Below are 24,963 nucleotides of genomic sequence, written 5' to 3'. Positions count from 1 at the left end.
TATTCTTTTTTATGCTAAATTATAGCAAAACGAATATAAAGTAAATTATGGCAGCATTAGATAAGCCAAAAGTAGGTATTTTTGTCGATGTACAAAATATTTATTACACGTGCCGCGAAAGCTACGGAAAAAATTTTGATTACAATGCGTTTTGGCGGGTAATGCGGGCGCAATACAATATTGAGTGTGCTTTTGCGTATGCAATTTATCGAGGAGATGAAAAGCAAAATCAGTTTCAAAATATTTTGCGTGCGATTGGTTTTGAGGTAAAGCTAAAGCCATTTATTCAACGCCGTGATGGAAGTGCTAAAGGCGATTGGGATGTAGGCATAACAATAGACATGTTAGAGCAGGGTAAAAATCTTGATAAAGTTATTTTGCTCTCTGGCGATGGTGACTTTGCTTTGTTACTTGGGCATTTAAAAAATCAATATAATGTACCGTGCGATGTATACGGTGCTGACAGGTTAACTGCTGAGGTATTAAAACAAAGCGCAGAGCAATTTCATTTAATTGATAATACTTTGCTACTTTAACAGTAAAAAATAGTTAAAAAAGTGCAAGCTAAGTGCCTGCAACATGAGAGATTTTAATACAAAGCCGTAATAGATGAATTAAGCCTTATATAGGCTTTTTTTATTACTATAATCAATTGGGTTTGCTAAATGATTATGGTAATTTTAAAGCATAACGAGTTACCAAGGACTTACATGCTTCATTACAGCAACATGCCACTAGATAGAGGTTCAAATTTTCGTAAAGACCCATCGTGGCTTAAAGCGCAAATGTCGGCGCAAAGTAAATGGGTTTTAGTTAAAAATAATCAAACCCTATTTATTAAAGATACCCCTAAAGTAAGCTATTTAACGTATCAGCAAGTGGCGCATTTAGATTTAACGAGTGCTATTTTTGTTGGTTTAAACAATGCTAAACATGGTGTGTTTGCATTGGATGTTTCTGATCTGGATGAAAGCGTACTTTCGCCTTTAATAGAGGGCGCTCAGTTTTTTGATATTCGCCAATATGGGCCTCAAGTAACCATTAAATATGCCTCAATAGCCGCCCTTGCGAGAGGGTTATGTTATTGGCATGCCACGCATCGTTTTTGTGGGCGCTGCGGTAGTAAAAACCGTTCAGTGGAAGCCGGGCATTCTAGAGTCTGTGAAAACGAAAACTGTAAGCATCCTACATTCCCTCGTACCGATCCTGCGGTAATTATGGTCGTTACTAAAGTCTTTGCTGACGGAGTAGAACGCTGTTTATTAGGTCGCCAAGCTGCGTGGCCCACTGGTATGTATTCGTCGCTTGCTGGATTTGTAGACCCAGGGGAGACACTGGAACAAGCTGTTGCGCGTGAAGTTAAAGAAGAGGCAGGCATAGAGGTTGATAACGTAAGGTATGTTGCATCTCAGCCATGGCCGTTCCCATCGTCAATTATGCTAGGTTTTTTTGCACAGGCGACATCTGAGCAAATTAACGTAGATAAAGAAGAGCTAGACGATGCAAAATGGTTTAGTCGTGAAGACTTAGCGCAATTTGGTAATTGGCACGAAGAAGGCGAGCATTTAAAGCTGCCTAGAACCGATTCTATCTCTCGTTATTTAATTGAGCATTGGCGCACAAACCCTTAAGGATTAACAATGTCGAGTAAAAGTAATAAAAACACTCAGCTAGTATCATCAGGGCGAAAAAAAGCCTATACACATGGCGTAGTAAATCCCGTTGTACAGCGTGCATCTACCATTGTATTTGATACCGTAGCAGATTTAAAAGAAGCAGCTAAAACCCGTGGCGATAAAACGTTATTTTATGGGCGCCGAGGAACAACAACACACTTTGCGCTACAAGAAGCGATTACAGAACTTGAAGGCGGCGAAGGGTGTGCATTGTACCCTTGTGGCGCTGCGGCGATCAGCCAAGTATTTTTATCGTTTTTAAAAACCGGTGATCATATTTTAATGGTTGATAACGTGTACGAACCAACTCGCGATTTTTGCGATAAAATTTTAGTGGGGCTGGGCATTACAACAACCTATTACCCGCCAACCATTGGCGCAGGTATTAAAGATTACATTCAGCCAAATACTAAAGTGTTGTTTTTAGAATCTCCAGGTTCTATTACGATGGAAGTGCAAGATGTGCCCGCTATGGTAAAAGTAGCCAATGAGCACAACGTAATGACCATGCTTGATAATACCTACGGTAACGGTCTGCATTATCGCCCGTTAGAGCACGGTGTTGATATTAGTATTCAAGCTGCAACAAAGTATATTGTTGGCCATTCAGACGTGATGATGGGGGTGGCTGTTGCTAATAAAAAGTATTGGCCAACCTTGCGCGAAAACTCATACTTATTAGGGCAATGTACCAGTGCCGATGATGCGTATTTAGCACTTAGAGGCCTGCGTACAATGGGTGTGCGTTTAAATCAACATGAAAAAGCAGCAATAGAAGTAGCTAAATGGCTTGAACAACATGAGCTTGTTGATCATATTCGACACCCTGCATTTGAAAGCTGCCCAGGGCATGAGTTCTTTAAACGTGACTTTGATGGCAGTAATGGGTTGTTTTCATTTGTGATGAAAACCGGCAATCAAAAAGCGATTGATGCATTTTTAGATAGCCTTGAGCATATCAAAATGGGCTTTTCGTGGGGCGGTTTTGAAAGTTTAGTAACGGCTAATTTAACTATGAAAGGGCTGCGCTCAAATACAGGCTGGTATTTAGGGCCGGTTATTCGCCTGCACATAGGCCTTGAAGATGTAGAAGATTTAATTAGCGATTTAAGCCAAGCACTTGAGGTTTATAAGCAGTATTTATAATTTATATCGCAATTTATGTTGTTACATTTAAATGTATTGTTACAAAGCTCACCACAGGTGAGCTTTTTTTGCTGGTAATTCAAGGTGTTTACACTTAGTGTGGATAAATACACAGAAAATAAAAAGTCATTAAGGATAGTCAATGGCAACACCATTACCGATAAACGTAGGGCGATTAACGCAAATAGCGGGATTTGAGCTTGTACGTATGTTTTTAACTAAACGTGGACTTATTGCATTAGCTGCCTTTGCATTGGTGTGGCTAATAATACTGCGCTACCCAATAGGGCAGGCAGTAGGCATTGTAAGTGCGCCCGATTTTGAGCAAATAGCCCGTGATATATCAGGTTCTATTGGTTTAAGTAAATTATTGGATTGGCCTGAGGCCGAATTTGCTATGTACTGGTTAATAGCCCTGTATAGCTTTCCTGTTTTTGGTTTATTTATTTGTAGCGACCAAACGGTAGGCGACAGAGAGCGCGGCACACTAAGGTTTTTATCACTGCGCTCCACTCGCTTTGAAATACTGTTTGGCCGTTTTTTAGGGCAGCTAGGAGTATTAGCCTGCTTGGTGGGTATAACGCTTGTGGCTACGCTCGCGGTACTAGGGTTTAGAGATCCAAGTTTACTGGCTGGTGGTTTTGCTCGTGCGCTTTCTATATTTTTAATATTAGTGATTACTCTGTGCCCATTTGTAGCACTTATGACGTTAATTAATACCTTTGCTCGCTCATCGCGTTTATCTATTGTATTGGCAATTTTATATTTTGCAGCAGGCGGTATTGTTGTGGGAATACTACAATGGCAAATACCCGCATTAGGCTTGCTTGATTATTTATTTCCGGGTGTGCAATTAGAGCTATTAGCGGGGCAAAATTTACCATTATTGAGCGCTGTGGCTATTCCCCTTGTGCAAACTGCAGTGCTACTAAGCGTTGCTCAACGTATTTTTGCAAGGAGCTCACTATGAGACCATTAATTACAGCTAGCGGTTTGAGTAAATCGTATGGTGCAAAACTTGCGCTTAATAATGTGGACTTTGAAATTAACAAAGGCGCGCCAGTGGCGCTTGTTGGGCCAAATGGTGCGGGTAAAACTACCTTATTTAGTTTGTTGTGCGGCTATATAGCACCAAGTAAAGGCAGCCTTGAAATATTAGGGCATAAACCTGGTAGTGCTGCTTTATTTAATAAAGTAAGTGCATTACCGCAAGATGCACAGCTTGACCCTCGTTTTAATATAGACAAGCAACTCGCCTTTTATGCAAAGCTACAAGGTATGGGGGCAAGCAAAGCCAAACTGAGGCGCTACGTGTACTTGACTTGGTTGGCTTAAAAGAAATTGCAAAGCAGCGTGCAGGGGATTTATCGCACGGTATGCGCAAGCGCGTTACGATAGCGCAAGCACTTATTGGCGCGCCACAAATTGTAATGCTTGATGAAGCAACCGCAGGGCTTGATCCGATTCATGCCAGAGAAGTACGTGAGCTTGTATCTGAATTAAGTGAACAAGCTACGTTTATTTTAAGCTCTCACGATTTAACTGAGCTTGAGCGACTATGCTCACAGGTACTGCATTTAGATAAAGGCGTACTAAGCGAGCATCAAACAAAAACAAATAATACCGATAAACACTTTTATACATTAATGCTAAGCGAGGCTTATCAAAATGTTGAGCAACAGCTTCAAGCAATTGCAGGTGTGAGTCGTGTGTATATGAGCCAACATAAAGAATATGTAGTTGAGTATCAGCCAACGAGCGATCCACTTGATATTGCACTACTGAATTTTTGTCATCAACAACACTGGCAGTACAGGCAGTTAGTTAATGGTCATACATTAGAGAATCAAATATTTAAACAGGAGAAAGTATAATGGGTTTACTTAGCGGACTTATGGGTAATGCAAGTGAAGTTGACGATTCTGATTTAGAAAAAATCCTCGCCAATACATTAATTGACGGCGAGCAAGTAGAAAAAGCATATAAAGTAGTACGTGATATGTTTATTTTTACTAATAAGCGCTTAATTTTAATTGATAAGCAAGGTATGACCGGCTCTAAAATGGAAATGGTGAGCATTGCTTACTCTAAAATAACTAAGTTTAGTAAAGAAAGTGCAGGCCATTTTGACTTAGATGCCGAGCTAAAAATATGGGTTGGCTCAGATCCTACACCAATTAGTAAAGAATTTAAGTCTGGCGATAACATTAATGATGTTTATCGAATTATTAGTCAACATGCACTTTAGGTACAAATTGCATTGTATTTATTGGCTTTTTTATTGATGCATATTTTAAGTAGTTGTTGACTAAATGTAGCAACTACTCTAAGTTAACATTTAGTAACAATAATTTATAATTTATCTAATAAATACAGGTGGTTAGTTGAGCTGCCGTTCAGTTTTGATTCAGTTTTTAGGCGCTAGGATGTGCCCCGACTTTAGCAACACAGCTAGAGCGTAAAAAGTAATATACATAGGGAAATTAAAAATGAAAAAGTTAGCCGTTATTATTTCGAGCATTTTATTATCAAGCGCTGCAACCACTGCAATGGCCGCAGATACTTACCAATCAATCAGCCATGTAGGATACATGGACACTGATGGTAATGACACGGTGAGCGTTGACTCAACTTATTATTTTTCTCCAAAAGCGACTTTAGGTCCTTACGATCAATTTGAGTACATCAATAAGCAAACAAATGTTTATGGTGCATACAGTGATAATGACTTTGGAGATGTTACTCGCGTTGGCGGTGAGTATTTTGTAGAAGATTTTGTATTAGGTGCACAGTACAATAATATCGATAGTGATTTTGGCTCAAGCACGGATGTAATTGAACTTTCTGCTGGTTACTTCTTTAATCCAAACCTTGTACTAAAAGCAACGTTTGTAGATTTCGAAGATGCTGACAATCATTTTATGTTTGACTTAGCATATAATCACGAATTAAACAGCACTGATTACATCGGCTTTACAGTAACATCAGATGATGAGTTTGATTACCGTGCAGTAGCAGCAAAGTACTTTGTTGATTTACAACAAGGTAACTACTTAACTGTTGAAGGTAAATTTGAAGATGTTGATGGCGGTTCAAGTAACTGGGAATTAGCATCTAACTACTATTTCAGCAAAGCAACATCGGTTTTTGTTACAGTTAATAAAAATGATGATTACACTCTTGGTGCTCAACACTTTTTCAACAACAATGTTGGTTTAGAAGTAGGTTATGGCAATAACTGGGATGATTCTGATTATGATGCTTACTTTGCAAATGTAAGCTTACAGTTCTAATTCAGCTGTAAATTAGTAATATAATACTAAAAGCCCGCTCAATTGAGCGGGCTTTTGCGTTTAGCACTATTTATCAGCGGCAGTTACGGCCTTCATTTTGCTTCGCGTGTACTTCTTTTGAGTTTTTCAAGTTTGCGTATATTCATACCAATTCCAATAAATAGCTGATCTATTTTACTTGCTAAAAACAACCCATTTCTTTGTTGTAAATTTCGCAAAGGGAACAACCATTTACATCAATTTACGCCTAGAACTGAATTATTTTTTCGGCGTAAAATTTAGATCACATACTTAATGGAATTGGTATCGCACTGCACGGTTCAGTTCTTTTTCTGTTTTTGTTATAAATGCATTTGCATCTTAAGCAGTTACGGCTTTTTAATTTGTGTTGAATCTCTCGTATCTATGATATTCCTTAATTTATTATTTAACCTGAACTCTGGTTAAGAGATTTAGTAACGTATTGAATCATGGTGATATTTAAATTTATTTTCTCTAGCCAGAGGTTTTCAGTGAAAACAAGGCGAATTTACGCGTCAACAGCGGGCCTATTGCAAGTAAATTCAACACAGTTAGCGCTGAAAATAGCTGCTTGAGATAGATTTATTATCCATAACCCAGCTTATTTAGATCAAAGATAATAGTAGTGAATTTTTAAATAATAGAATGAATGCGTTGAGGCAATAGAGTCACTGCGCAAGGATTGTATTTAAACTAAGATGGGTCATAATTGAGCTACTATTTAATTCAATGTGTAAGGAATGTGCGCATGTCAGTATTTATTATTTTACTGGTTGTGGTGGTGGTTATTTTTGCAGTTAAAGATATACGCCTTAATCTGATCAGTAGACCCACGTTTAAAATGTTCAAAAAGGTACTTCCGCCGCTATCGCAAACAGAGCGAGAGGCGATGGAAGCAGGTGATGTTTGGTGGGATGGTGAGTTATTTAGTGGTAACCCAGACTGGCAAAAACTGCACCGCTTTCCTAAACCAGAGCTTAGCGATAAAGAAAACGCATTTATGGCTAACCAAGTAGAAACCTTATTGGCGATGCTTGATGATTATCAAATTGTACAAAAAGACAAAGACTTACCAAAAGAAGTGTGGGATTACCTAAAAACAGAAGGTTTTTTTGCACTGATCATTCCTGAAAAATTTGGGGGCGTGAGTTCTCCGCAATTGCTAATTCAACGATAGTGTCAAAAATTTCGACTAAAAGTCTAACTGCCGCAGTCACTGTTATGGTGCCTAATAGCTTAGGTCCAGGCGAATTGCTTCTTCATTATGGTACTAAAGAGCAGCAAGATCGTTGGCTGCCAAGTTTAGCTAATGGCACAGATGTGCCTTGTTTTGCATTAACGGGCCCAGAGGCGGGTTCTGATGCTGGCAGCATTCCTGATTCAGGCGTGGTGTGTATGGGGGAGCACAATGGCGAGCAAGTAATAGGCCTGCGTTTAAATTGGTCAAAGCGCTACATTACACTTGCACCAGTGGCTACTGTACTAGGCTTAGCGTTTAAAATGTATGATCCAGATGCTTTATTAGGTGATAAAAAAGAGCTGGGTATTACGTGTGCGCTTATACCAACCGATCATCCGGGTGTTGAAACGGGTGAGCGTCATTATCCGCTTAATATGGCCTTTATGAATGGCACAACGTACGGTAAAGATGTATTTATACCACTGGATTGGATTATTGGTGGACAAGAGTGCGCAGGACGTGGTTGGAGAATGCTTGTTGAGTGTTTAAGTGCAGGGCGTGGTATATCGCTACCAGCATTAAGTGCAGCAACCGGGCACTTAGCTTCAAAAATGACATCGGCATACGCCATGGTACGCCAGCAGTTTGGTGTATCTATAGGGCAATTTGAAGGTGTGCAAGAGGCACTTGCGCGTATTGGTGGTTTAACTTACACACTTGAGTCGTGCAGATTAATGACCGCAGGTGCGATTGATTTAAAATTAAGCCCGTCGGTTGTAACAGCGATTGCTAAATACCATATGACTGAAATGGGTCGTACGGTAATGAACGATGCAATGGATATTCATTCAGGTAAAGGAATTCAAGTAGGGCCTAATAACTATTTGGCGCATGGTTATATGGGGATTCCGGTATCAATTACGGTAGAAGGCGCGAATATTTTAACGCGTAATTTAATGATATTTGGCCAAGGTGCAACACGCTGTCATCCATTTGTTTTAAAAGAAATGGAAGCCGCTGCAATGGAAGATGACGACGCAGCACTTGAACAATTTGATGGTTTATTAATGAACCATATAATATTTGCAGCAAGTAATGCAGGTATGGCATTTGTGCATGGCTTAACACGTAGTTATTTTGCTAAAGCGCCTGTAGGTGGTGAAACGGCTATTTATTATAAACAACTGAGTAGAATGAGCCGAGGCTTAGCTATTTGTACAGACGTTGCAATGTTAATGCTTGGCGGTGAGCTCAAACGTAAAGAAATGATATCAGCGCGTTTGGGTGATGTATTAAGTCATTTGTACTTAGCATCAACTGTTTTAAAACGTTATGAAGACGAAGGGCGCCAACAAGCTGATTTACCATTTGTAAAATATGCAATTGAGAACTCATTATTTGAAATTGGCCAAGCGTTTAATGGCTTCTTTAAAAACTTTTCAAATCCGGTTGTTAATTTTACCCTTAAACGTATCGTGTTCCCGCTTGGAAATCATTACCACAGACCAAGTGATGAAATAGCGCAAAGTATTTGCGAGCGTATGACTCAACCTGGAGTATTTAGAAACCGCTTAACGCATTTATGTTATGTAGATGAAAATGCAGGTACAGGGGTAATGGAAAGTGCATTTTTAGCTATGCATGATATGCAAGCGCAGTTTAAAGACCTAAAACAATGGCAGCGTAAGGGCAGTGTACCTGCAACGCTTGATATTGAAGGCGCTATAAATTATGCACTTGAAAATAAGTTGTTAGAGCAAACGGATGCTGATGCTATGCATCATGCTAATAAGTTACGAATGAAAGCCATTGCAGTTGATAACTTTCAACCAGGTGAGCTGTAGCGCAGTACTTTAAATACTAGGGCGTGTTGACCCTTCGTGGTTGAATTTGCAGCAGGCTGTTTGGTTTTTAGGCAAGGCAGAGCCTATGTAGTGTGGTTATTCCCCATAAATGGGCGATAACGCAGCATAAATGCCAAACATGCGCTGCCCTTTGGGTTCTTTCTAGGGACGATTAACTCTTTGTTGCTCGGTTTTTACTTAGCCCACTAGGTTACAAACCTCGCGCCGCGATTAAATCGCCCCTAGATTGAACAAACTTCAATCCACAAAGATCAACACGCCCTAGCTAAAGCGAAAAAGGCCTTACAAATGTAAGGCCTTTTTTATGTGTAATACATTTATTTTAACGAGCGTACGGGTCGGCAACTATTTTATCTACGTACCATTTTCCTTTTTTACGAAGCATTTTAACACTGCGCATTTCATCAATTTTCCCGCCATTTAGGGTGCCAGTAAAAATCAAATTTATTTTAGCTTTATCACCATATTGTTCTCGTAAACTCATATTTGACATGTCGACTTCAATAACTACCTCATCATATTGCATGTTTATCAAGTTACGAGAGAATTGTTTAGCTGTTCCGTAAGATTTCATTATGCGAGTTAGGTTAGGTGTTGCCATTTTGCTGGCTTTTTGAAGGTCTTTTTGGTTATAAAGTGCATCAAAATAAGCGGTTGCTGTATCACCTGGACTATCGCTAGATATTTTGGCATCGTCGCCGCAACCTACAATAAATAGGCAAGTTATGACACTTAGAATAGTTAGTAGTTTTTTCATTGTTATCATTATTGTTGTTGATTAAGCTTTTTAAAGTGTGTGGCTAAATTATGAATATGTAAAGAGGGAGGCAATATTTAAGGGCTGATCTTTCGATAAATAATAAAAAAGGATGCCATAAGCATCCTTTTTAAACATGTGTAGATTACTGTACTAGCTCTTGTTCACTAAACTCTTCATCAAACATTGGGCTTGATAAGTAACGCTCAGTTGCACTAGGTAGGATAACAACAATATTTTTATCTGCGTTTTCAGGTTTTTCTGCGATACGTTTAGCTGCAACAACGGCTGCACCTGATGAAATACCCACCAAAATACCTTCTTTTTTCATTAATTGATGCGCCATAGCTATTGCGTCTTCGTTAGATACAAGCTCTGCATCATCAATTAAATCCATATCTAAGTTGCCAGGAATAAAGCCTGCACCAATCCCTTGGATTTTATGAGGGCCTGGTTTGATTTCTTCACCGGCAAGCGTTTGGCTAATAACAGGAGAGTTAGTTGGCTCAACAGCAATAGACTTAACGTTTACACCTTTTTCTGTTTTAAGGAAGCGGCTAACACCTGTAATAGTACCACCAGTGCCTACACCCGCTACAAAAAAGTCTACTTTGCCGTCAAGCGCATCATAAATCTCAGGACCTGTTGTTTCAAAGTGAATTTTAGGGTTTGCAGGGTTTTCGAATTGCTGTAATAAAATATATTTATCAGGTGCCGTTGCTTGAATTTCTTTTGCTTTTTCAATTGCGCCATTCATACCTTTAGCACCGTCGGTAAGCACTAGATTTGCACCTAATGCTTTTAATAGCTTGCGACGTTCTAGGCTCATAGTATTAGGCATAGTAAGCGTTAACTTATAACCGCGTGCTGCTGCAACAAATGCAAGTGCAATACCGGTGTTACCCGATGTTGGTTCAATAAGCTCCTTACCTTCAACAAGCTGACCTGATTTTTCAGCTTCCCAAATCATTGATGCACCAATACGGCATTTGATGCTAAAGCTAGGATTACGAGATTCAACTTTAGCGTATACATTCCCACCTGTAACACGGTTAAGTTTTACTAGCGGCGTATTACCAATACTTAGTGAGTTATCTTCAAAAATAGTAGACATAATGTTCCTTTGGATACAATCTGATCAACGTGTTAATAGCCTTTGCCACTAACTATATAGACACACTTTACTGAGAGTTTAAAAAACTAAAGTAAAGTTTGGCTATAACATATATCTATTGAGCTTATAACTAAGTGAAATTAAAATCCACAATAGCTGATACTTTAGTTATTAAAGGTGTGTACTAAATTTTTAAAGTAAGTGAGAGAAGATTAGTTGAGCAATTTAAGTTAAAAATTAACTTAAAATAAGTGCAATTGATGTTTATTTGTGCAAATGAACTTCACTTGAACAGTTTTATGACACAAGCTAGGTAAAACATGATAAAAACACGTATCTAAATTCAATTAAGCAATCACAATGAAGTTAATCTTAAAATTAATTGCCGGTATTGTGGCCGGTATTTTAGTCGGACTTTACGTACCTATAACGGGTGTTGAACTTTTATTCACAGTAAAAGAGCTGATTGGTCAAATTATCTCCTTTACCATTCCACTTATTATTTTATTTTTTATTGCATCGGGTATTGCAGGCCTACCAAAAGGGTCAGGGCACTTACTTGGCAAAACCGTCGGCTTTGCTTATAGCTCTACAATTATTGCCGGTACACTTGCATTTTTATTAGTAAGTGCTGTTATCCCTTTTTAAGCGGTGGCATTACATTCGAGGCAGAAGTTGCTACAGAAATTGGCAGCTTTATTGATTTAGAAATTCCACCTCTGATGGGGGTAATGACCGCATTAGTAACTGCTTTTGTATTTGGTATAGGCATGAGCCAATTAGAACTTGATACGCTTAAAAAGGTGTCTGATCAGGGCCGTGATGTGATTGACGGTTTATTATCAAAAGTGATTATCCCTGCTTTACCATTTTACATTGCAGGTGTATTTGCCGAAATGACGGTGGCAGGCACTGTGGTAGATACATTGCAAACATTTGGTGTAGTACTAATTGCAGCGCTTGTTATGCATTGGTTATGGTTAAGCGTTTTATATATAGCGACAGGTATATTGTTAAAACGTAATCCAATCGAATTAGTTAAAAATATGCTACCTGCCTACTTTACTGCACTGGGGACAATGTCGAGTGCGGCAACAATTCCAGTTTCGCTACAATCAAGTAAAGCAAACAAGGTAAAAGATGATGTAGCAAACTTTACCGTACCACTGTGTGCAACCATTCATTTATCTGGCTCAACTATTACTATTGTAACGTGTGCAATGGCTGTTATGTTTTTATCGCCAAACATGGAAGTACCTTCATTAATGGGGATATTGCCATTTATTATGATGCTCGGCGTCGTTATGATAGCAGCACCGGGTGCTCCAGGTGGTGCAGTCATGTCGGCGCTTGGTTTATTAACAAGCATGCTTGGGTTTAATGAAGGCGCTGTTGCATTAATGATTGCTCTTTATTTAGCACAAGATAGCTTTGGTACTGCATGTAATGTAACCGGTGATGGTATCATTGCATTATGGGTTGATCGTTTTAGCGATAAAAAATCATCTTAAACTATTAGATTGAGACAATAATATTAGTTATTGTCTCGCTTTATATATGTTACTGTGGCAAATTAATTTATTAAATTGCATGTTGTTAGGTAAATGAGGATGTTCCATTGATTAATGTACTTTTAGTTGATGACCATGAACTTGTACGAACAGGCATCAAGCGCATTCTTGATGACGTACGAGGGTTTAAAGTAATTGGCGAAGCTAAAACCGGCGAAGAGGCTGTACAGTTTTGCCGTCAGCATGCGCCAAACATCGTATTAATGGATATGAACATGCCAGGTATGGGCGGATTAGAAGCGACTAAAAAGATTTGTCGTTACTGTCCCGATGTAAAAATTATTGTGCTCACTGTTAATTGCGAAGACCCATTTCCTAGTAAAGTAATGCAAATTGGCGCGCATGGCTTTTTAACTAAAGGTGCAGGTTCTGACGAAATGGTGCGTGCTATTCGCTGTGTTCATGCAGGTCAGCGATACATAGCTCCTGAAATAGCGCAGCAAATAGCGCTAGCGCAAGTGACCGGCCGTACAGATGAAAACCCTTTTCAGAGCTTATCTGAACGTGAGCTGCAAATTATGCTTATGATCACCAAAGGTGAAAAAGCACAAGATATAGCTGAACGTTTGAACCTAAGTTCTAAAACAGTAAATAGCTATCGTTACCGTATGTTTGAAAAGCTTAATGTAGGTGGTGATGTTGAGCTTACCCACTTAGCTATTCGTCATAAAATGATTGATATAGACGTGTCGTACTAACCTATAATTTATGTCTGAATTTGATCACGTACATTTCCTCAAAACGCTATCAAGCGAGCCTGGTGTTTACCGTATGCTTGATAGTGATAGCCAAGTTATTTATGTTGGTAAAGCCAAGCATTTAAAAAGCGTGTCAGCAGTTACTTTAGAAGTAACATTACCGACAGTAAAACACGCGTTTTAGTGAGTAATATTTGTGATATTGACGTCACACTTACTAATACTGAAACCGAAGCGCTGCTGCTTGAAAATAATCTAATAAAAAAATATCAGCCTCGCTATAACATATTATTACGCGACGATAAGTCGTATCCCTATATTTTACTAACGAGCCATAAACACCCTCGTTTAGCGTTTCATCGTGGTAGTCGTAAAATTAAAGGCGAATACTTTGGGCCATTCCCTAGTGCAGGAGCTGTATCTGAAAGCTTGCGCTTAATGCAAAAAATATTTCCTGTTCGTCAATGTGAAGATGCTTATTACCGCGCAAGAAGTCGCCCGTGTCTGCAATATCAGCTTAAGCGTTGCTCAGCTCCGTGTGTGAATAAAGTTACGGATGATGATTACAGCGAGCAAGTTGACTATGTCCGTAAGTTTTTAACGGGTAAATCTCACGAAGTTATTGCTGATTTAATAAAAAAAATGGAAGCAGCCAGCCTACAATTAAATTTTGAACTGGCGGCAAAAGTTCGCGACCAAATAATGCTACTTCGTAAAATGCAGGAGCAACAGTCTATATCTGGTAATTTTGCTGAAATGGACGTAGTTGGTTTTGCCCATTTAAACGGATTAAATGGCATTCATTTATTAATGATCCGCGATCATAAGGTACTGGGCAGTAAAACGTATTTTCCTAAAGTACCTAAAGATTCAAGTGAGCAAGAAATCCTAACCTCATTTTTAGGCCAATACTACTTAGCGCCTGGAGCAACAGGGCGTATTGCAAAAGAAATCATATTACCGTTTGAAATAGAAGAGAGCGATGCACTCGGCGAAGCACTCACACAAGTAAGTGAGCGCAAAGTAATACTTAAAGTAGTTACCCGTGGTGAGCGTGCTCAATACTTACAACTGGCCAACAAAAATGCATTAAACAGTATTGCAGTTAAGCAAAGTACCCAAGACTCTATTAATAAACGTTATGCACAATTAAAAGCAACACTGCGACTTGACGATATTACTCGAATGGAATGTTTTGATATAAGCCACACCATGGGAGAGAACACTGTTGCAAGTTGTGTTGTATTTGATTCTCAAGGACCAAATACTAAAGAGTACAGGCGCTATAACGTAACGGGTATTACCGGTGGTGATGATTACGCTGCAATGGAGTTTGCGCTTAATAAGCGTTACAACAAATTAGTAGATGAAGACAAAATTCCAGACGTTATCTTTATAGACGGTGGTAAAGGGCAACTGGGGCGTGCGGAGCAGTACTTTTCTAACTGGCCGCATACAAAAATGCCATTATTGGTCGGTGTTGCTAAAGGTACTAGCCGTAAACCAGGCCTTGAAACACTATTGATTGACGGTGGTCGAAAAACTATCCCAATGGATTCTGATGCACCAGCACTGCATTTGATTCAGCATATACGCGACGAATCTCATCGCTTTGCTATTGCAGGGCATCGTAATAAACGTCAAAAACAACGAACACAATCACTATTAGAAGAAATAAATGGAGTAGGTTCTAAACGTCGCCAAACATTATTAAAATATTTAGGGGGCATGCAGGGAGTAAAAGCTGCTAATATAGAACAGTTAAAGAAAGTTCCTGGGATCAGCCCTGACATGGCTGAGAAGATATTTAACCATTTGCATGACAAGGGCTAGCCCTACATGCGAATATAGAAAAAAGACATATCCAAGTAGTTATGTGGAATATTCCAAACACACTCACAACATTTAGACTTTTTCTTATCCCCGTTTTTTTGGTGATATTTTATTTGCCTTATAGCTGGGCTTTTTTTGCTGCCGCTTTTATTTTTTGGCTTGCATCAATAACCGATATACTCGACGGTTATTTAGCAAGAAAGCTTGAGCAATCAACTCCTTTTGGTGCTTTTTTAGATCCCGTTGCTGATAAAGTAATGGTATGTGCTGCGCTAGTCGCATTATCTGATCAGTACCAATCAATGTATATGACAATACCCGCTCTTATTATAATAAGTCGTGAAATTATCATATCTGCACTTCGTGAATGGATGGCAGAGCAAGGTAAGCGTGGTAACGTCGCCGTATCAAATATGGGTAAAATAAAGACGGCTGCACAAATGTTAGCCATTATCGGTTTGATTTGGCAATATGATACGTGGATGAACTATTTAAGTTTTGGACTACTGTATATTGCGACCTTTTTAACCTTGAGTTCAATGCTGCAATATTTACGTGCAGCGTGGGGCGAATTGACTAAAAATTAACTCTAAATGTATAATAACGCACCGTTTTAGATAAAAAACAAGCAAACAGTTCAAAACTAGCATTTTTTGTATTGACGCGTTTAATAATCTCTGTAGAATGCGTCCGTGTTGAGAGGGCATAGCCCCCTAGATAAACAAAACGGTAATTAATCAGTTACCTAAATGACTCGCATAAGTAATCATGTGATAATTAAAATAACTGATAAATAAAATGCGGTACTAGCTCAGTTGGTAGAGCGCGACCTTGCCAAGGTCGAGGTCACGAGTTCGAGCCTCGTGTACCGCTCCAAGTTTATCTTAAGGTTAATACCCCGTACAGGGGCGGAATGGCAGAGTGGCCATGCACCGGATTGCAAATCCGTCTACCTCGGTTCGACTCCGGGTTCCGCCTCCATTTCAACACTCCACACGCTTTAATTAGCAAACTCGATGCCCGAGTGGTGGAATTGGTAGACACAAGGGATTTAAAATCCCTCGACTAACAAGTCGTGCCGGTTCAAGTCCGGCCTCGGGCACCACTTTGTGGTTTAATTGCATTACCAAGTGTAATTTATAAAATGGTTAATTTAGAATTAATATGATGCGGTACTAGCTCAGTTGGTAGAGCGCGACCTTGCCAAGGTCGAGGTCACGAGTTCGAGCCTCGTGTACCGCTCCATATTAGTTTTATCCACTTGCTTTTAATAGCAAACTCGATGCCCGAGTGGTGGAATTGGTAGACACAAGGGATTTAAAATCCCTCGACTAACAAGTCGTGCCGGTTCAAGTCCGGCCTCGGGCACCACTTTAAATTATTTTACCAAGATGATTTAAAGTTGATAAAACAGTATTTTGCGGTACTAGCTCAGTTGGTAGAGCGCGACCTTGCCAAGGTCGAGGTCACGAGTTCGAGCCTCGTGTACCGCTCCAAATTATTTGGACACATTTAGGCGGAATGGCAGAGTGGCCATGCACCGGATTGCAAATCCGTTTACCTCGGTTCGACTCCGGGTTCCGCCTCCATATAATTTACTCCACACGCTTTAATTAGCAAACTCGATGCCCGAGTGGTGGAATTGGTAGACACAAGGGATTTAAAATCCCTCGACTAACAAGTCGTGCCGGTTCAAGTCCGGCCTCGGGCACCATCTTTATATTAAGTACTCCGCTTAAAAACCATTTAATACACCTTCTAATATATAAAAAATACCCAGCAAGAACCTGATTTACTATTTTTATGTTTTCTATGATTTATATTATCTTGATATGCACTATTTTATGCATAGTCTACCCAATAATAGCGTTGTGTGATAGTGCATTAAGAGTTTGTATATCTATTGTATTAAAGATATATATGAGTAAGCATAATGTAATATTTCCAAACCCAATCCTATAGCGCCTCAAATAAACCAGCCATGCAATCCTTAGCGACACACAGTACTAATGCTAATGAATACACTTTGAACTGAACTAAGCGTCATAGACTTATGATACCAACCAGTAAAGTAGGCCATTAGCTTTAAAAAATTCAAAACAGTAAAGCAATCTACACCTCGAGAGCAAACAACCTTGAAAGCAAAGTTCAAACACTCATGTACTGGTAGCATAAAGTAATACCAATCTGCTTATATATGGGGTCTATTTAAGGTTAAGAAAATTACGTTAGAACTAGACAAAATTTTTTGTATCTGGTTGTTCTAAATAAAAAATTTTTAACGACGTTATAGTGCAATTTAATTTGTTAAATTGCTTAAAGATTTATGCAGGTTGGTATAATTATCGAATTGGTTAGTAATACATGTTCATTGGAAGTTAAAAATCACGGGTAATAGTAAGTCTAGAGTTATGGTGAGAACTCCAAATAGGCAATCAATAAAGCACTTATGCAGAATTATTGGCATTGAACACCTATTTTTTGTAGGTTGTCTTATCTAAGCTAATAATTAGATAATATCTATATAGTACATATCGTCCGTAACTGCTTTTCATTTATAAAGGGTAGAGTGACTTAATGTAAGTGCTTTTTATTTTAGAACTAAAAAAGCGAGCCGTAGCTCGCTGGTTGTTGTTTATTTCCAGGCCTCAGGATCGACCTCTTTAGCAAGTTTAGGATGCTTACTTTTGTCAAAGGTGGGTATTAAGCCCTTTTTGTGTTGTTCGTTATAGTCTTTTGAAAGCCATACAACAACACCTGAAAGCATAAATAGCGCTATAACGTTGACAATGGCCATTAAGCCCATTGATATATCTGCCAGCGTCCAAATTAAACCAAGCTCACCAACAGCACCAAACATCACCATACCTAAAACCACCAGTCTAAAGATAAACATACCTTTATTAGAGTTGTGCTCTAAAAACATTAAATTTGTTTCAGCGTAAGAGTAATTAGCCACAATAGAAGTAAAAGCAAAAAACAATATAGCAATAGCAATAAAGTAAGTACCCCAATCGCCAACATGTTCTTGTAATGCTGCTTGTGTAAGTTCAATCCCCATAACACCAGATTCAGGTACTAATTGCTGAGATAGTAATATAAGAGAAGCAGTCGCTGTACAAATAACAATAGTATCGATAAATACACCTAACATTTGCACATAACCTTGTGATGCAGGATGAGGAGGGTAAGGCGTCGCAGTAGCTGCGGCGTTAGCTGCACTACCCATACCGGCTTCGTTTGAGAATAAGCCACGCTTTATACCTTGGATCATCGCTTGTGTGACACCGTATCCAATAGCACCAGCACCAGCTTGTTCAATACCAAAAGCACTTTTTATAATAAGCACTAGCACATCTGGTAGTGCAGTAAAGTTAGTGGCGCATACATAAAGAGCAACCAGCAGGTAAGCTAATGCCATAAATGGCACAACCATTTCAGCAAAACGTGAAATGGTTTTTAGGCCACCAAAAATAATGATGCCAGAACCAATAACCAACAAAATGCCTACTATATACTTAGGTACATCAAACGCGACTTCAAATGCTGCAGCAATAGAGTTCGATTGTACGGCGTTAAATACTAAACCAAAGGCTAAAATTAAACATAACGAGAATAAAACGCCCATCCAGCGTTTACCTAAACCATTTTGCATATAATAAGCAGGGCCACCTCTAAAATTGCCTTCGGCGTCTTTTGTTTTATAAGCTTGTGCTAAGGTACTCTCGGCAAAGCTTGTAGCCATACCAATTAAGGCTATAGTCCACATCCAAAAAATAGCACCTGGGCCACCCAAATATAAAGCAACAGCAACGCCAGCCATGTTACCCGTGCCAACACGTGCAGCTAATGAAGTACAAAAAGCCTGAAAAGATGAAATTTCGTTGTCGGCACATTTACGAGAGCCAAACATAACTTTGAACATATGTGGAAATTGCACAAATTGAATAAAGCCTAGTCGAAAAGTAAAGAAGAGGCCCGCTGCTATTAATAAGTAGACGAGAACTTGCCCCCATAGAAGGGCACTTATATTATTTATTATGTCTGTCATGGATACTGCCTAAATACATGAGTTAAAAAAAGTGACCGCAACTTATCACATCAAGATAAAAGTGTTTAGTTTTAAAGTTCAAAAACAGAGTTATCAACAGGCTTTTGTGGGTAACTTGTGCTTATCATGTGCGCTTGCTTGGGGCTTAATTTTAATTACTATTTTATGAAAATAACGCTTGCGTAAAATCCGCCGCTCCCTATAATGCGACCCCACTGAGACGGGAAAGGCCAACGCATAGCGAGGCAGGAACTACTTAGAGAGTTAAATAAAACTTCGGTTTTAAATCTTCTAAAAAGAAAGTTTAAAACAAAGTATTGACTCGAAAAATAAAGGGTGTATTATTCGCATCCCTTGAGACGCTAAAGCGACTCAAAACGTTCTTTAACAATATAAAGCAATCATCTGTGTGGGCACTCGTACAGATTGAGTTCTAACAGCCAAACTACTTACTCTTTATGGGTAATTAGCGAGGCAAACAAATTAGAGTCTCAATTGAAAACTGAGTGACCAACAGAATAGTTATTTCGGTAATTATTCGGCACAGTCAATTCAATATCGAAAGATATTAAAAAATTCAGAATTCATTGAGCTGTCGAAAGACATAAAACTTTTTAATTGAAGAGTTTGATCATGGCTCAGATTGAACGCTGGCGGCAGGCCTAACACATGCAAGTCGAGCGGTAACAGAGAGTAGCTTGCTACTTTGCTGACGAGCGGCGGACGGGTGAGTAATGCTTGGGAACATGCCTTGAGGTGGGGGACAACAGTTGGAAACGACTGCTAATACCGCATAATGTCTACGGACCAAAGGGGGCTTCGGCTCTCGCCTTTAGATTGGCCCAAGTGGGATTAGCTAGTTGGTGAGGTAATGGCTCACCAAGGCGACGATCCCTAGCTGGTTTGAGAGGATGATCAGCCACACTGGGACTGAGACACGGCCCAGACTCCTACGGGAGGCAGCAGTGGGGAATATTGCACAATGGGCGCAAGCCTGATGCAGCCATGCCGCGTGTGTGAAGAAGGCCTTCGGGTTGTAAAGCACTTTCAGTCAGGAGGAAAGGTTAATGGTTAATACCTGCTAGCTGTGACGTTACTGACAGAAGAAGCACCGGCTAACTCCGTGCCAGCAGCCGCGGTAATACGGAGGGTGCGAGCGTTAATCGGAATTACTGGGCGTAAAGCGTACGCAGGCGGTTTGTTAAGCGAGATGTGAAAGCCCCGGGCTCAACCTGGGAACTGCATTTCGAACTGGCAAACTAGAGTGTGATAGAGGGTGGTAGAATTTCAGGTGTAGCGGTGAAATGCGTAGAGATCTGAAGGAATACCGATGGCGAAGGCAGCCACCTGGGTCAACACTGACGCTCATGTACGAAAGCGTGGGGAGCAAACGGGATTAGATACCCCGGTAGTCCACGCCGTAAACGATGTCTACTAGAAGCTCGGAGCCTCGGTTCTGTTTTTCAAAGCTAACGCATTAAGTAGACCGCCTGGGGAGTACGGCCGCAAGGTTAAAACTCAAATGAATTGACGGGGGCCCGCACAAGCGGTGGAGCATGTGGTTTAATTCGATGCAACGCGAAGAACCTTACCTACACTTGACATACAGAGAACTTACCAGAGATGGTTTGGTGCCTTCGGGAACTCTGATACAGGTGCTGCATGGCTGTCGTCAGCTCGTGTTGTGAGATGTTGGGTTAAGTCCCGCAACGAGCGCAACCCCTATCCTTAGTTGCTAGCAGGTAATGCTGAGAACTCTAAGGAGACTGCCGGTGATAAACCGGAGGAAGGTGGGGACGACGTCAAGTCATCATGGCCCTTACGTGTAGGGCTACACACGTGCTACAATGGCGCATACAGAGTGCTGCGAACCTGCGAAGGTAAGCGAATCACTTAAAGTGCGTCGTAGTCCGGATTGGAGTCTGCAACTCGACTCCATGAAGTCGGAATCGCTAGTAATCGCGTATCAGAATGACGCGGTGAATACGTTCCCGGGCCTTGTACACACCGCCCGTCACACCATGGGAGTGGGTTGCTCCAGAAGTAGATAGTCTAACCCTCGGGAGGACGTTTACCACGGAGTGATTCATGACTGGGGTGAAGTCGTAACAAGGTAGCCCTAGGGGAACCTGGGGCTGGATCACCTCCTTATACGATTTAGAACTTATTTGTTCGTAGTGTCCACACAGATGATTGTTAATTAGTGCGTGTCCCTTTGGGATAACTAATTAATATGCTCTTTAAAAATTTGGAAAAGCTGATAATAAAATTCTGATGAATACATTGTATTTATCAAGAGTTTTCAAAAGTAAAAAAACAATGGTAGCAGTACCATTGAGTGCCATTTAGTTAACGTCTTATGAGTTGATTGATTGGTATCTACTTTAGTATTCAATATTGACTTCTGGCGAAGTTAAACTGTCACAAAACAAAGACCCGTTTGGGTTGTATGGTTAAGTGACTAAGCGTACACGGTGGATGCCTTGGCAGTTGGAGGCGATGAAGGACGTATTAACTTGCGATAAGCTTAGTCAAGCTAGTAAAAAGCGCTTGAGACTAAGATTTCCGAATGGGGAAACCCACCTGCTTGCAGGTATCGTTAACTGAATACATAGGTTAACGAGGCGAACGCGGAGAACTGAAACATCTAAGTACCCGTAGGAAAAGAAATCAACCGAGATTCCGAAAGTAGCGGCGAGCGAAATCGGAACAGCCCTTAAGCTTATTATGTGTTAATGGAAGGCTGCTGGAAAGCGCCACGATACAGGGTGATAGTCCCGTACATGAAAAGACATTTTAAGTGAAATCGAGTAGGTCGGAGCACGTGAAACTTTGACTGAATATAGGTGGACCATCATCTAAGGCTAAATACTCCCAACTGACCGATAGTGAACCAGTACCGTGAGGGAAAGGCGAAAAGAACCCCTGTGAGGGGAGTGAAATAGAACCTGAAACCGTGTACGTACAAGCAGTAGGAGCCCACTTGTTGGGTGACTGCGTACCTTTTGTATAATGGGTCAGCGACTTATATTTTGTAGCGAGGTTAACCGAATAGGGTAGCCGTAGGGAAACCGAGTCTTAACTGGGCGATTAGTTGCAAGGTATAGACCCGAAACCCGGTGATCTAGCCATGGGCAGGTTGAAGGTTGAGTAACATCAACTGGAGGACCGAACCCACTAACGTTGAAAAGTTAGGGGATGACCTGTGGCTAGGAGTGAAAGGCTAATCAAACCGGGAGATAGCTGGTTCTCCCCGAAATCTATTTAGGTAGAGCCTCGGACGAATACTTACGGGGGTAGAGCACTGTTAAGGCTAGGGGGTCATCCCGACTTACCAACCCTTTGCAAACTCCGAATACCGTAAAGTAATATCCGGGAGACACACGGCGGGTGCTAACGTCCGTCGTGAAGAGGGAAACAACCCAGACCGCCAGCTAAGGTCCCAAAGTCATAGTTAAGTGGGAAACGATGTGGAAAGGCCCAGACAGCCAGGAGGTTGGCTTAGAAGCAGCCATCCTTTAAAGAAAGCGTAATAGCTCACTGGTCGAGTCGGTCTGCGCGGAAGATGTAACGGGGCTAAACTATGCACCGAAGCTGCGGATTCAGAATTTATTCTGAGTGGTAGGGGAGCGTTCTGTAAGCCGTTGAAGGTGTACCGGGAGGTATGCTGGAGGTATCAGAAGTGCGAATGCTGACATGAGTAACGATAATGGGAGTGAAAAACTCCCACGCCGGAAGACCAAGGGTTCCTATCCCATGTTAATCAGGGTAGGGTAAGTCGACCCCTAAGGCGAGGCCGAAAGGCGTAGTCGATGGGAAACAGATTAATATTTCTGTACTCGATATAATTGCGATGGGGGGACGGAGCAGGCTAAGCAAGCATAGCGTTGGTAGTCTATGTGAAAGTGAGTAGGGCGTTTGTTTAGGTAAATCCGGACGAACACTAAACCTGAGACACGAGACGAGTCACTACGGTGATGAAGTTGCTGATGCCATACTTCCAGGAAAAGCCTCTAAGCTTCAGATTATATGGAATCGTACCCCAAACCGACACAGGTGGTCAGGTAGAGAATACTAAGGCGCTTGAGAGAACTCGGGTGAAGGAACTAGGCAAAATCGTACCGTAACTTCGGGAGAAGGTACGCTCCTATCTGTGATGAGACTTGCTCTCTAAGCGGACGGGAGCCGCAGTGACCAGGTGGCTGGGACTGTTTATTAAAAACACAGCACTGTGCAAAATCGCAAGATGACGTATACGGTGTGACACCTGCCCGGTGCCGGAAGGTTAATTGATGGGGTTATCCTTAGGGAGAAGCTCTTGATCGAAGCCCCGGTAAACGGCGGCCGTAACTATAACGGTCCTAAGGTAGCGAAATTCCTTGTCGGGTAAGTTCCGACCTGCACGAATGGTGTAACCATGGCCACGCTGTCTCCACCCGAGACTCAGTGAAATTGAAATCGCAGTGAAGATGCTGTGTACCCGCGGCTAGACGGAAAGACCCCGTGAACCTTTACTACAGCTTGGCACTGAACATTGAACCTACATGTGTAGGATAGGTGGGAGACTTTGAAGCAGCGACGCTAGTTGTTGTGGAGTCAACCTTGAAATACCACCCTTGTAGTTTTGATGTTCTAACGTTGGCCCCTGAATCGGGGTTACGGACAGTGCCTGGTGGGTAGTTTGACTGGGGCGGTCTCCTCCTAAAGAGTAACGGAGGAGCACGAAGGTTGGCTAAGTACGGTCGGACATCGTACGGTTAGTGTAATGGTAGAAGCCAGCTTAACTGCGAGACAGACACGTCGAGCAGGTACGAAAGTAGGTCATAGTGATCCGGTGGTTCTGAATGGAAGGGCCATCGCTCAACGGATAAAAGGTACTCCGGGGATAACAGGCTGATACCGCCCAAGAGTTCATATCGACGGCGGTGTTTGGCACCTCGATGTCGGCTCATCACATCCTGGGGCTGAAGTCGGTCCCAAGGGTATGGCTGTTCGCCATTTAAAGTGGTACGCGAGCTGGGTTTAGAACGTCGTGAGACAGTTCGGTCCCTATCTGCCGTGGGCGTTTGAGAATTGAGAGGGGTTGCTCCTAGTACGAGAGGACCGGAGTGAACGAACCGCTGGTGTTCGGGTTGTCATGCCAATGGCATTGCCCGGTAGCTACGTTCGGAACTGATAAGCGCTGAAAGCATCTAAGCGCGAAGCAGGCCTCGAGATGAGTTCTCACTAGACTTTTAAAGTCTCTGAAGGGCCGTTGAAGACTACAACGTTGATAGGCAAGATGTGGAAGTGGTGTGAGCCATTAAGCTAACTTGTACTAATTACCCGTGAGGCTTAACCATACAACGCCAAACGCGTTTTATGTGATAGTGAAGCAAGCGAAGAAGTTAATATGACTAAAGTAGAAATTACTTAGAAAGACTTAAAAAATATTATCAGATATTTTCCAAATTCAAGAGGTGACTCTTAGCGCGTAGCGTTAAAGTTGAGGCACCTTGCGCAAAGAAAATGGTAGCACTACGTGCTTGTCATTAATTCTTTGCACCATATTTGCTTGGTGACAATAGCGTTTTGGACCCACCTGATTCCATGCCGAACTCAGTAGTGAAACGAAACAGCGCCGATGATAGTGTAGCATTTGCTATGTGAAAGTAGGACATTACCAGGCTTCAAATTGTAGAGAGCCCGACTAGAAATAGTCGGGCTTTTTTACGTCTGCAATAAAGTTAAGGGTAGGTGAATAGCGTACTACGCACTT

The 24,963-nt window shown here is 41.1% G+C and carries 11 protein-coding genes, 8 tRNA genes, 3 rRNA genes and 4 pseudogenes; 23 read left to right on the top strand and 3 right to left on the bottom strand.

The window, feature by feature from the left end:
• The first annotated feature begins 47 nt into the window (after nucleotides 1–47).
• The 8 genes and pseudogenes from P4S65_RS15835 to P4S65_RS15800 all read left to right on the top strand — a co-directional run bounded on the left by P4S65_RS15835 (nucleotide 48) and on the right by P4S65_RS15800 (nucleotide 9,160).
• Nucleotides 48–536, top strand: a complete 489-nt coding sequence (locus P4S65_RS15835) for a LabA-like NYN domain-containing protein (RefSeq protein ID WP_007377984.1) — start codon at nucleotides 48–50, stop codon at nucleotides 534–536.
• Between the two features lie 174 nt (nucleotides 537–710).
• A complete protein-coding gene (gene nudC / locus P4S65_RS15830; RefSeq protein WP_096794121.1) occupies nucleotides 711–1,631 on the top strand; it encodes an NAD(+) diphosphatase in 921 nt (306 codons plus the stop codon).
• 9 nt (nucleotides 1,632–1,640) lie between these two features.
• Complete coding sequence (locus tag P4S65_RS15825; protein ID WP_337120554.1) at nucleotides 1,641–2,822, top strand: cystathionine beta-lyase; 1,182 nt, start codon at nucleotides 1,641–1,643, stop codon at nucleotides 2,820–2,822.
• Between the two features lie 142 nt (nucleotides 2,823–2,964).
• A complete protein-coding gene (locus tag P4S65_RS15820) occupies nucleotides 2,965–3,792 on the top strand; it encodes an ABC transporter permease (protein WP_007377981.1) in 828 nt (275 codons plus the stop codon).
• Nucleotides 3,789–4,696, top strand: a pseudogene (locus tag P4S65_RS15815) (ABC transporter ATP-binding protein). The gene P4S65_RS15820 and the pseudogene P4S65_RS15815 overlap by 4 nt, the downstream one beginning before the upstream one ends.
• Nucleotides 4,696–5,070 (top strand): PH domain-containing protein, encoded by a 375-nt coding sequence (locus P4S65_RS15810; RefSeq protein ID WP_007377979.1) that lies wholly within the window; start codon nucleotides 4,696–4,698, stop codon nucleotides 5,068–5,070. The pseudogene P4S65_RS15815 and the gene P4S65_RS15810 overlap by 1 nt, the downstream one beginning before the upstream one ends.
• A gap of 241 nt (nucleotides 5,071–5,311) precedes the next feature.
• Nucleotides 5,312–6,115, top strand: coding sequence for a putative porin (locus tag P4S65_RS15805; RefSeq protein ID WP_007377978.1), 804 nt, complete (start codon nucleotides 5,312–5,314; stop codon nucleotides 6,113–6,115).
• Nucleotides 6,116–6,884: 769 nt separating this feature from the next.
• Nucleotides 6,885–9,160 (top strand): annotated as a pseudogene (locus tag P4S65_RS15800) (acyl-CoA dehydrogenase).
• 343 nt (nucleotides 9,161–9,503) lie between these two features.
• On the opposite strand, the gene P4S65_RS15795 reads toward P4S65_RS15800, so the two are convergent.
• Entirely contained in the window at nucleotides 9,504–9,938 is a 435-nt protein-coding gene (locus tag P4S65_RS15795) for a hypothetical protein (protein ID WP_033023777.1), read from the bottom strand.
• 145 nt (nucleotides 9,939–10,083) lie between these two features.
• A complete protein-coding gene (gene cysK, locus P4S65_RS15790; RefSeq protein ID WP_337120553.1) occupies nucleotides 10,084–11,052 on the bottom strand; it encodes a cysteine synthase A in 969 nt (322 codons plus the stop codon).
• Nucleotides 11,053–11,412: 360 nt separating this feature from the next.
• On the opposite strand from cysK, the pseudogene P4S65_RS15785 reads away from it, so the two are divergent.
• The 12 genes and pseudogenes from P4S65_RS15785 to P4S65_RS15730 all read left to right on the top strand — a co-directional run bounded on the left by P4S65_RS15785 (nucleotide 11,413) and on the right by P4S65_RS15730 (nucleotide 16,868).
• Nucleotides 11,413–12,563: pseudogene (locus tag P4S65_RS15785) on the top strand (dicarboxylate/amino acid:cation symporter).
• A 107-nt stretch (nucleotides 12,564–12,670) separates the two neighbouring features.
• Entirely contained in the window at nucleotides 12,671–13,321 is a 651-nt protein-coding gene (uvrY, locus tag P4S65_RS15780; RefSeq protein ID WP_007377972.1) for a UvrY/SirA/GacA family response regulator transcription factor, read from the top strand.
• Between the two features lie 10 nt (nucleotides 13,322–13,331).
• A pseudogene (gene uvrC, locus P4S65_RS15775) lies at nucleotides 13,332–15,154 on the top strand (excinuclease ABC subunit UvrC).
• Nucleotides 15,155–15,195: 41 nt separating this feature from the next.
• Nucleotides 15,196–15,741: a CDP-diacylglycerol--glycerol-3-phosphate 3-phosphatidyltransferase gene (gene pgsA / locus P4S65_RS15770; protein WP_033016396.1), complete on the top strand. Its 546-nt coding sequence runs from the start codon at nucleotides 15,196–15,198 to the stop codon at nucleotides 15,739–15,741.
• 213 nt (nucleotides 15,742–15,954) lie between these two features.
• Nucleotides 15,955–16,030 (top strand) — tRNA-Gly (locus P4S65_RS15765).
• 31 nt (nucleotides 16,031–16,061) lie between these two features.
• Nucleotides 16,062–16,135 (top strand) — tRNA-Cys (locus tag P4S65_RS15760).
• A gap of 37 nt (nucleotides 16,136–16,172) precedes the next feature.
• Nucleotides 16,173–16,259, top strand: a tRNA-Leu gene (locus P4S65_RS15755).
• Between the two features lie 64 nt (nucleotides 16,260–16,323).
• Nucleotides 16,324–16,399: transfer RNA gene (locus P4S65_RS15750), tRNA-Gly, on the top strand.
• 39 nt (nucleotides 16,400–16,438) lie between these two features.
• A tRNA-Leu gene (locus P4S65_RS15745) sits at nucleotides 16,439–16,525 on the top strand.
• Nucleotides 16,526–16,574: 49 nt separating this feature from the next.
• Nucleotides 16,575–16,650 (top strand) — tRNA-Gly (locus P4S65_RS15740).
• 19 nt (nucleotides 16,651–16,669) lie between these two features.
• Nucleotides 16,670–16,743 (top strand) — tRNA-Cys (locus P4S65_RS15735).
• 38 nt (nucleotides 16,744–16,781) lie between these two features.
• A tRNA-Leu gene (locus tag P4S65_RS15730) sits at nucleotides 16,782–16,868 on the top strand.
• 921 nt (nucleotides 16,869–17,789) lie between these two features.
• Here the strand turns inward: P4S65_RS15730 and P4S65_RS15725 are convergent.
• Entirely contained in the window at nucleotides 17,790–19,205 is a 1,416-nt protein-coding gene (locus tag P4S65_RS15725) for an alanine/glycine:cation symporter family protein (protein ID WP_337120552.1), read from the bottom strand.
• Nucleotides 19,206–19,820: 615 nt separating this feature from the next.
• Between P4S65_RS15725 and P4S65_RS15720 the strand changes: the two genes are divergently transcribed.
• The 3 genes from P4S65_RS15720 to rrf all read left to right on the top strand — a co-directional run bounded on the left by P4S65_RS15720 (nucleotide 19,821) and on the right by rrf (nucleotide 24,873).
• Nucleotides 19,821–21,356 (top strand): 16S ribosomal RNA (locus P4S65_RS15720).
• 300 nt (nucleotides 21,357–21,656) lie between these two features.
• A 23S ribosomal RNA gene (locus P4S65_RS15715) occupies nucleotides 21,657–24,547 on the top strand.
• Between the two features lie 211 nt (nucleotides 24,548–24,758).
• A 5S ribosomal RNA gene (rrf, locus tag P4S65_RS15710) occupies nucleotides 24,759–24,873 on the top strand.
• The 16S, 23S and 5S rRNA genes sit together here, the layout of an rRNA operon.
• Nucleotides 24,874–24,963 lie beyond the last annotated feature (90 nt).

The sequence above is a fragment of the Pseudoalteromonas sp. B131b genome, from assembly GCF_037162545.1.
GTDB lineage: Bacteria > Pseudomonadota > Gammaproteobacteria > Enterobacterales > Alteromonadaceae > Pseudoalteromonas > Pseudoalteromonas fuliginea.
This window is presented reverse-complemented; position numbering and strand designations above follow the sequence as displayed.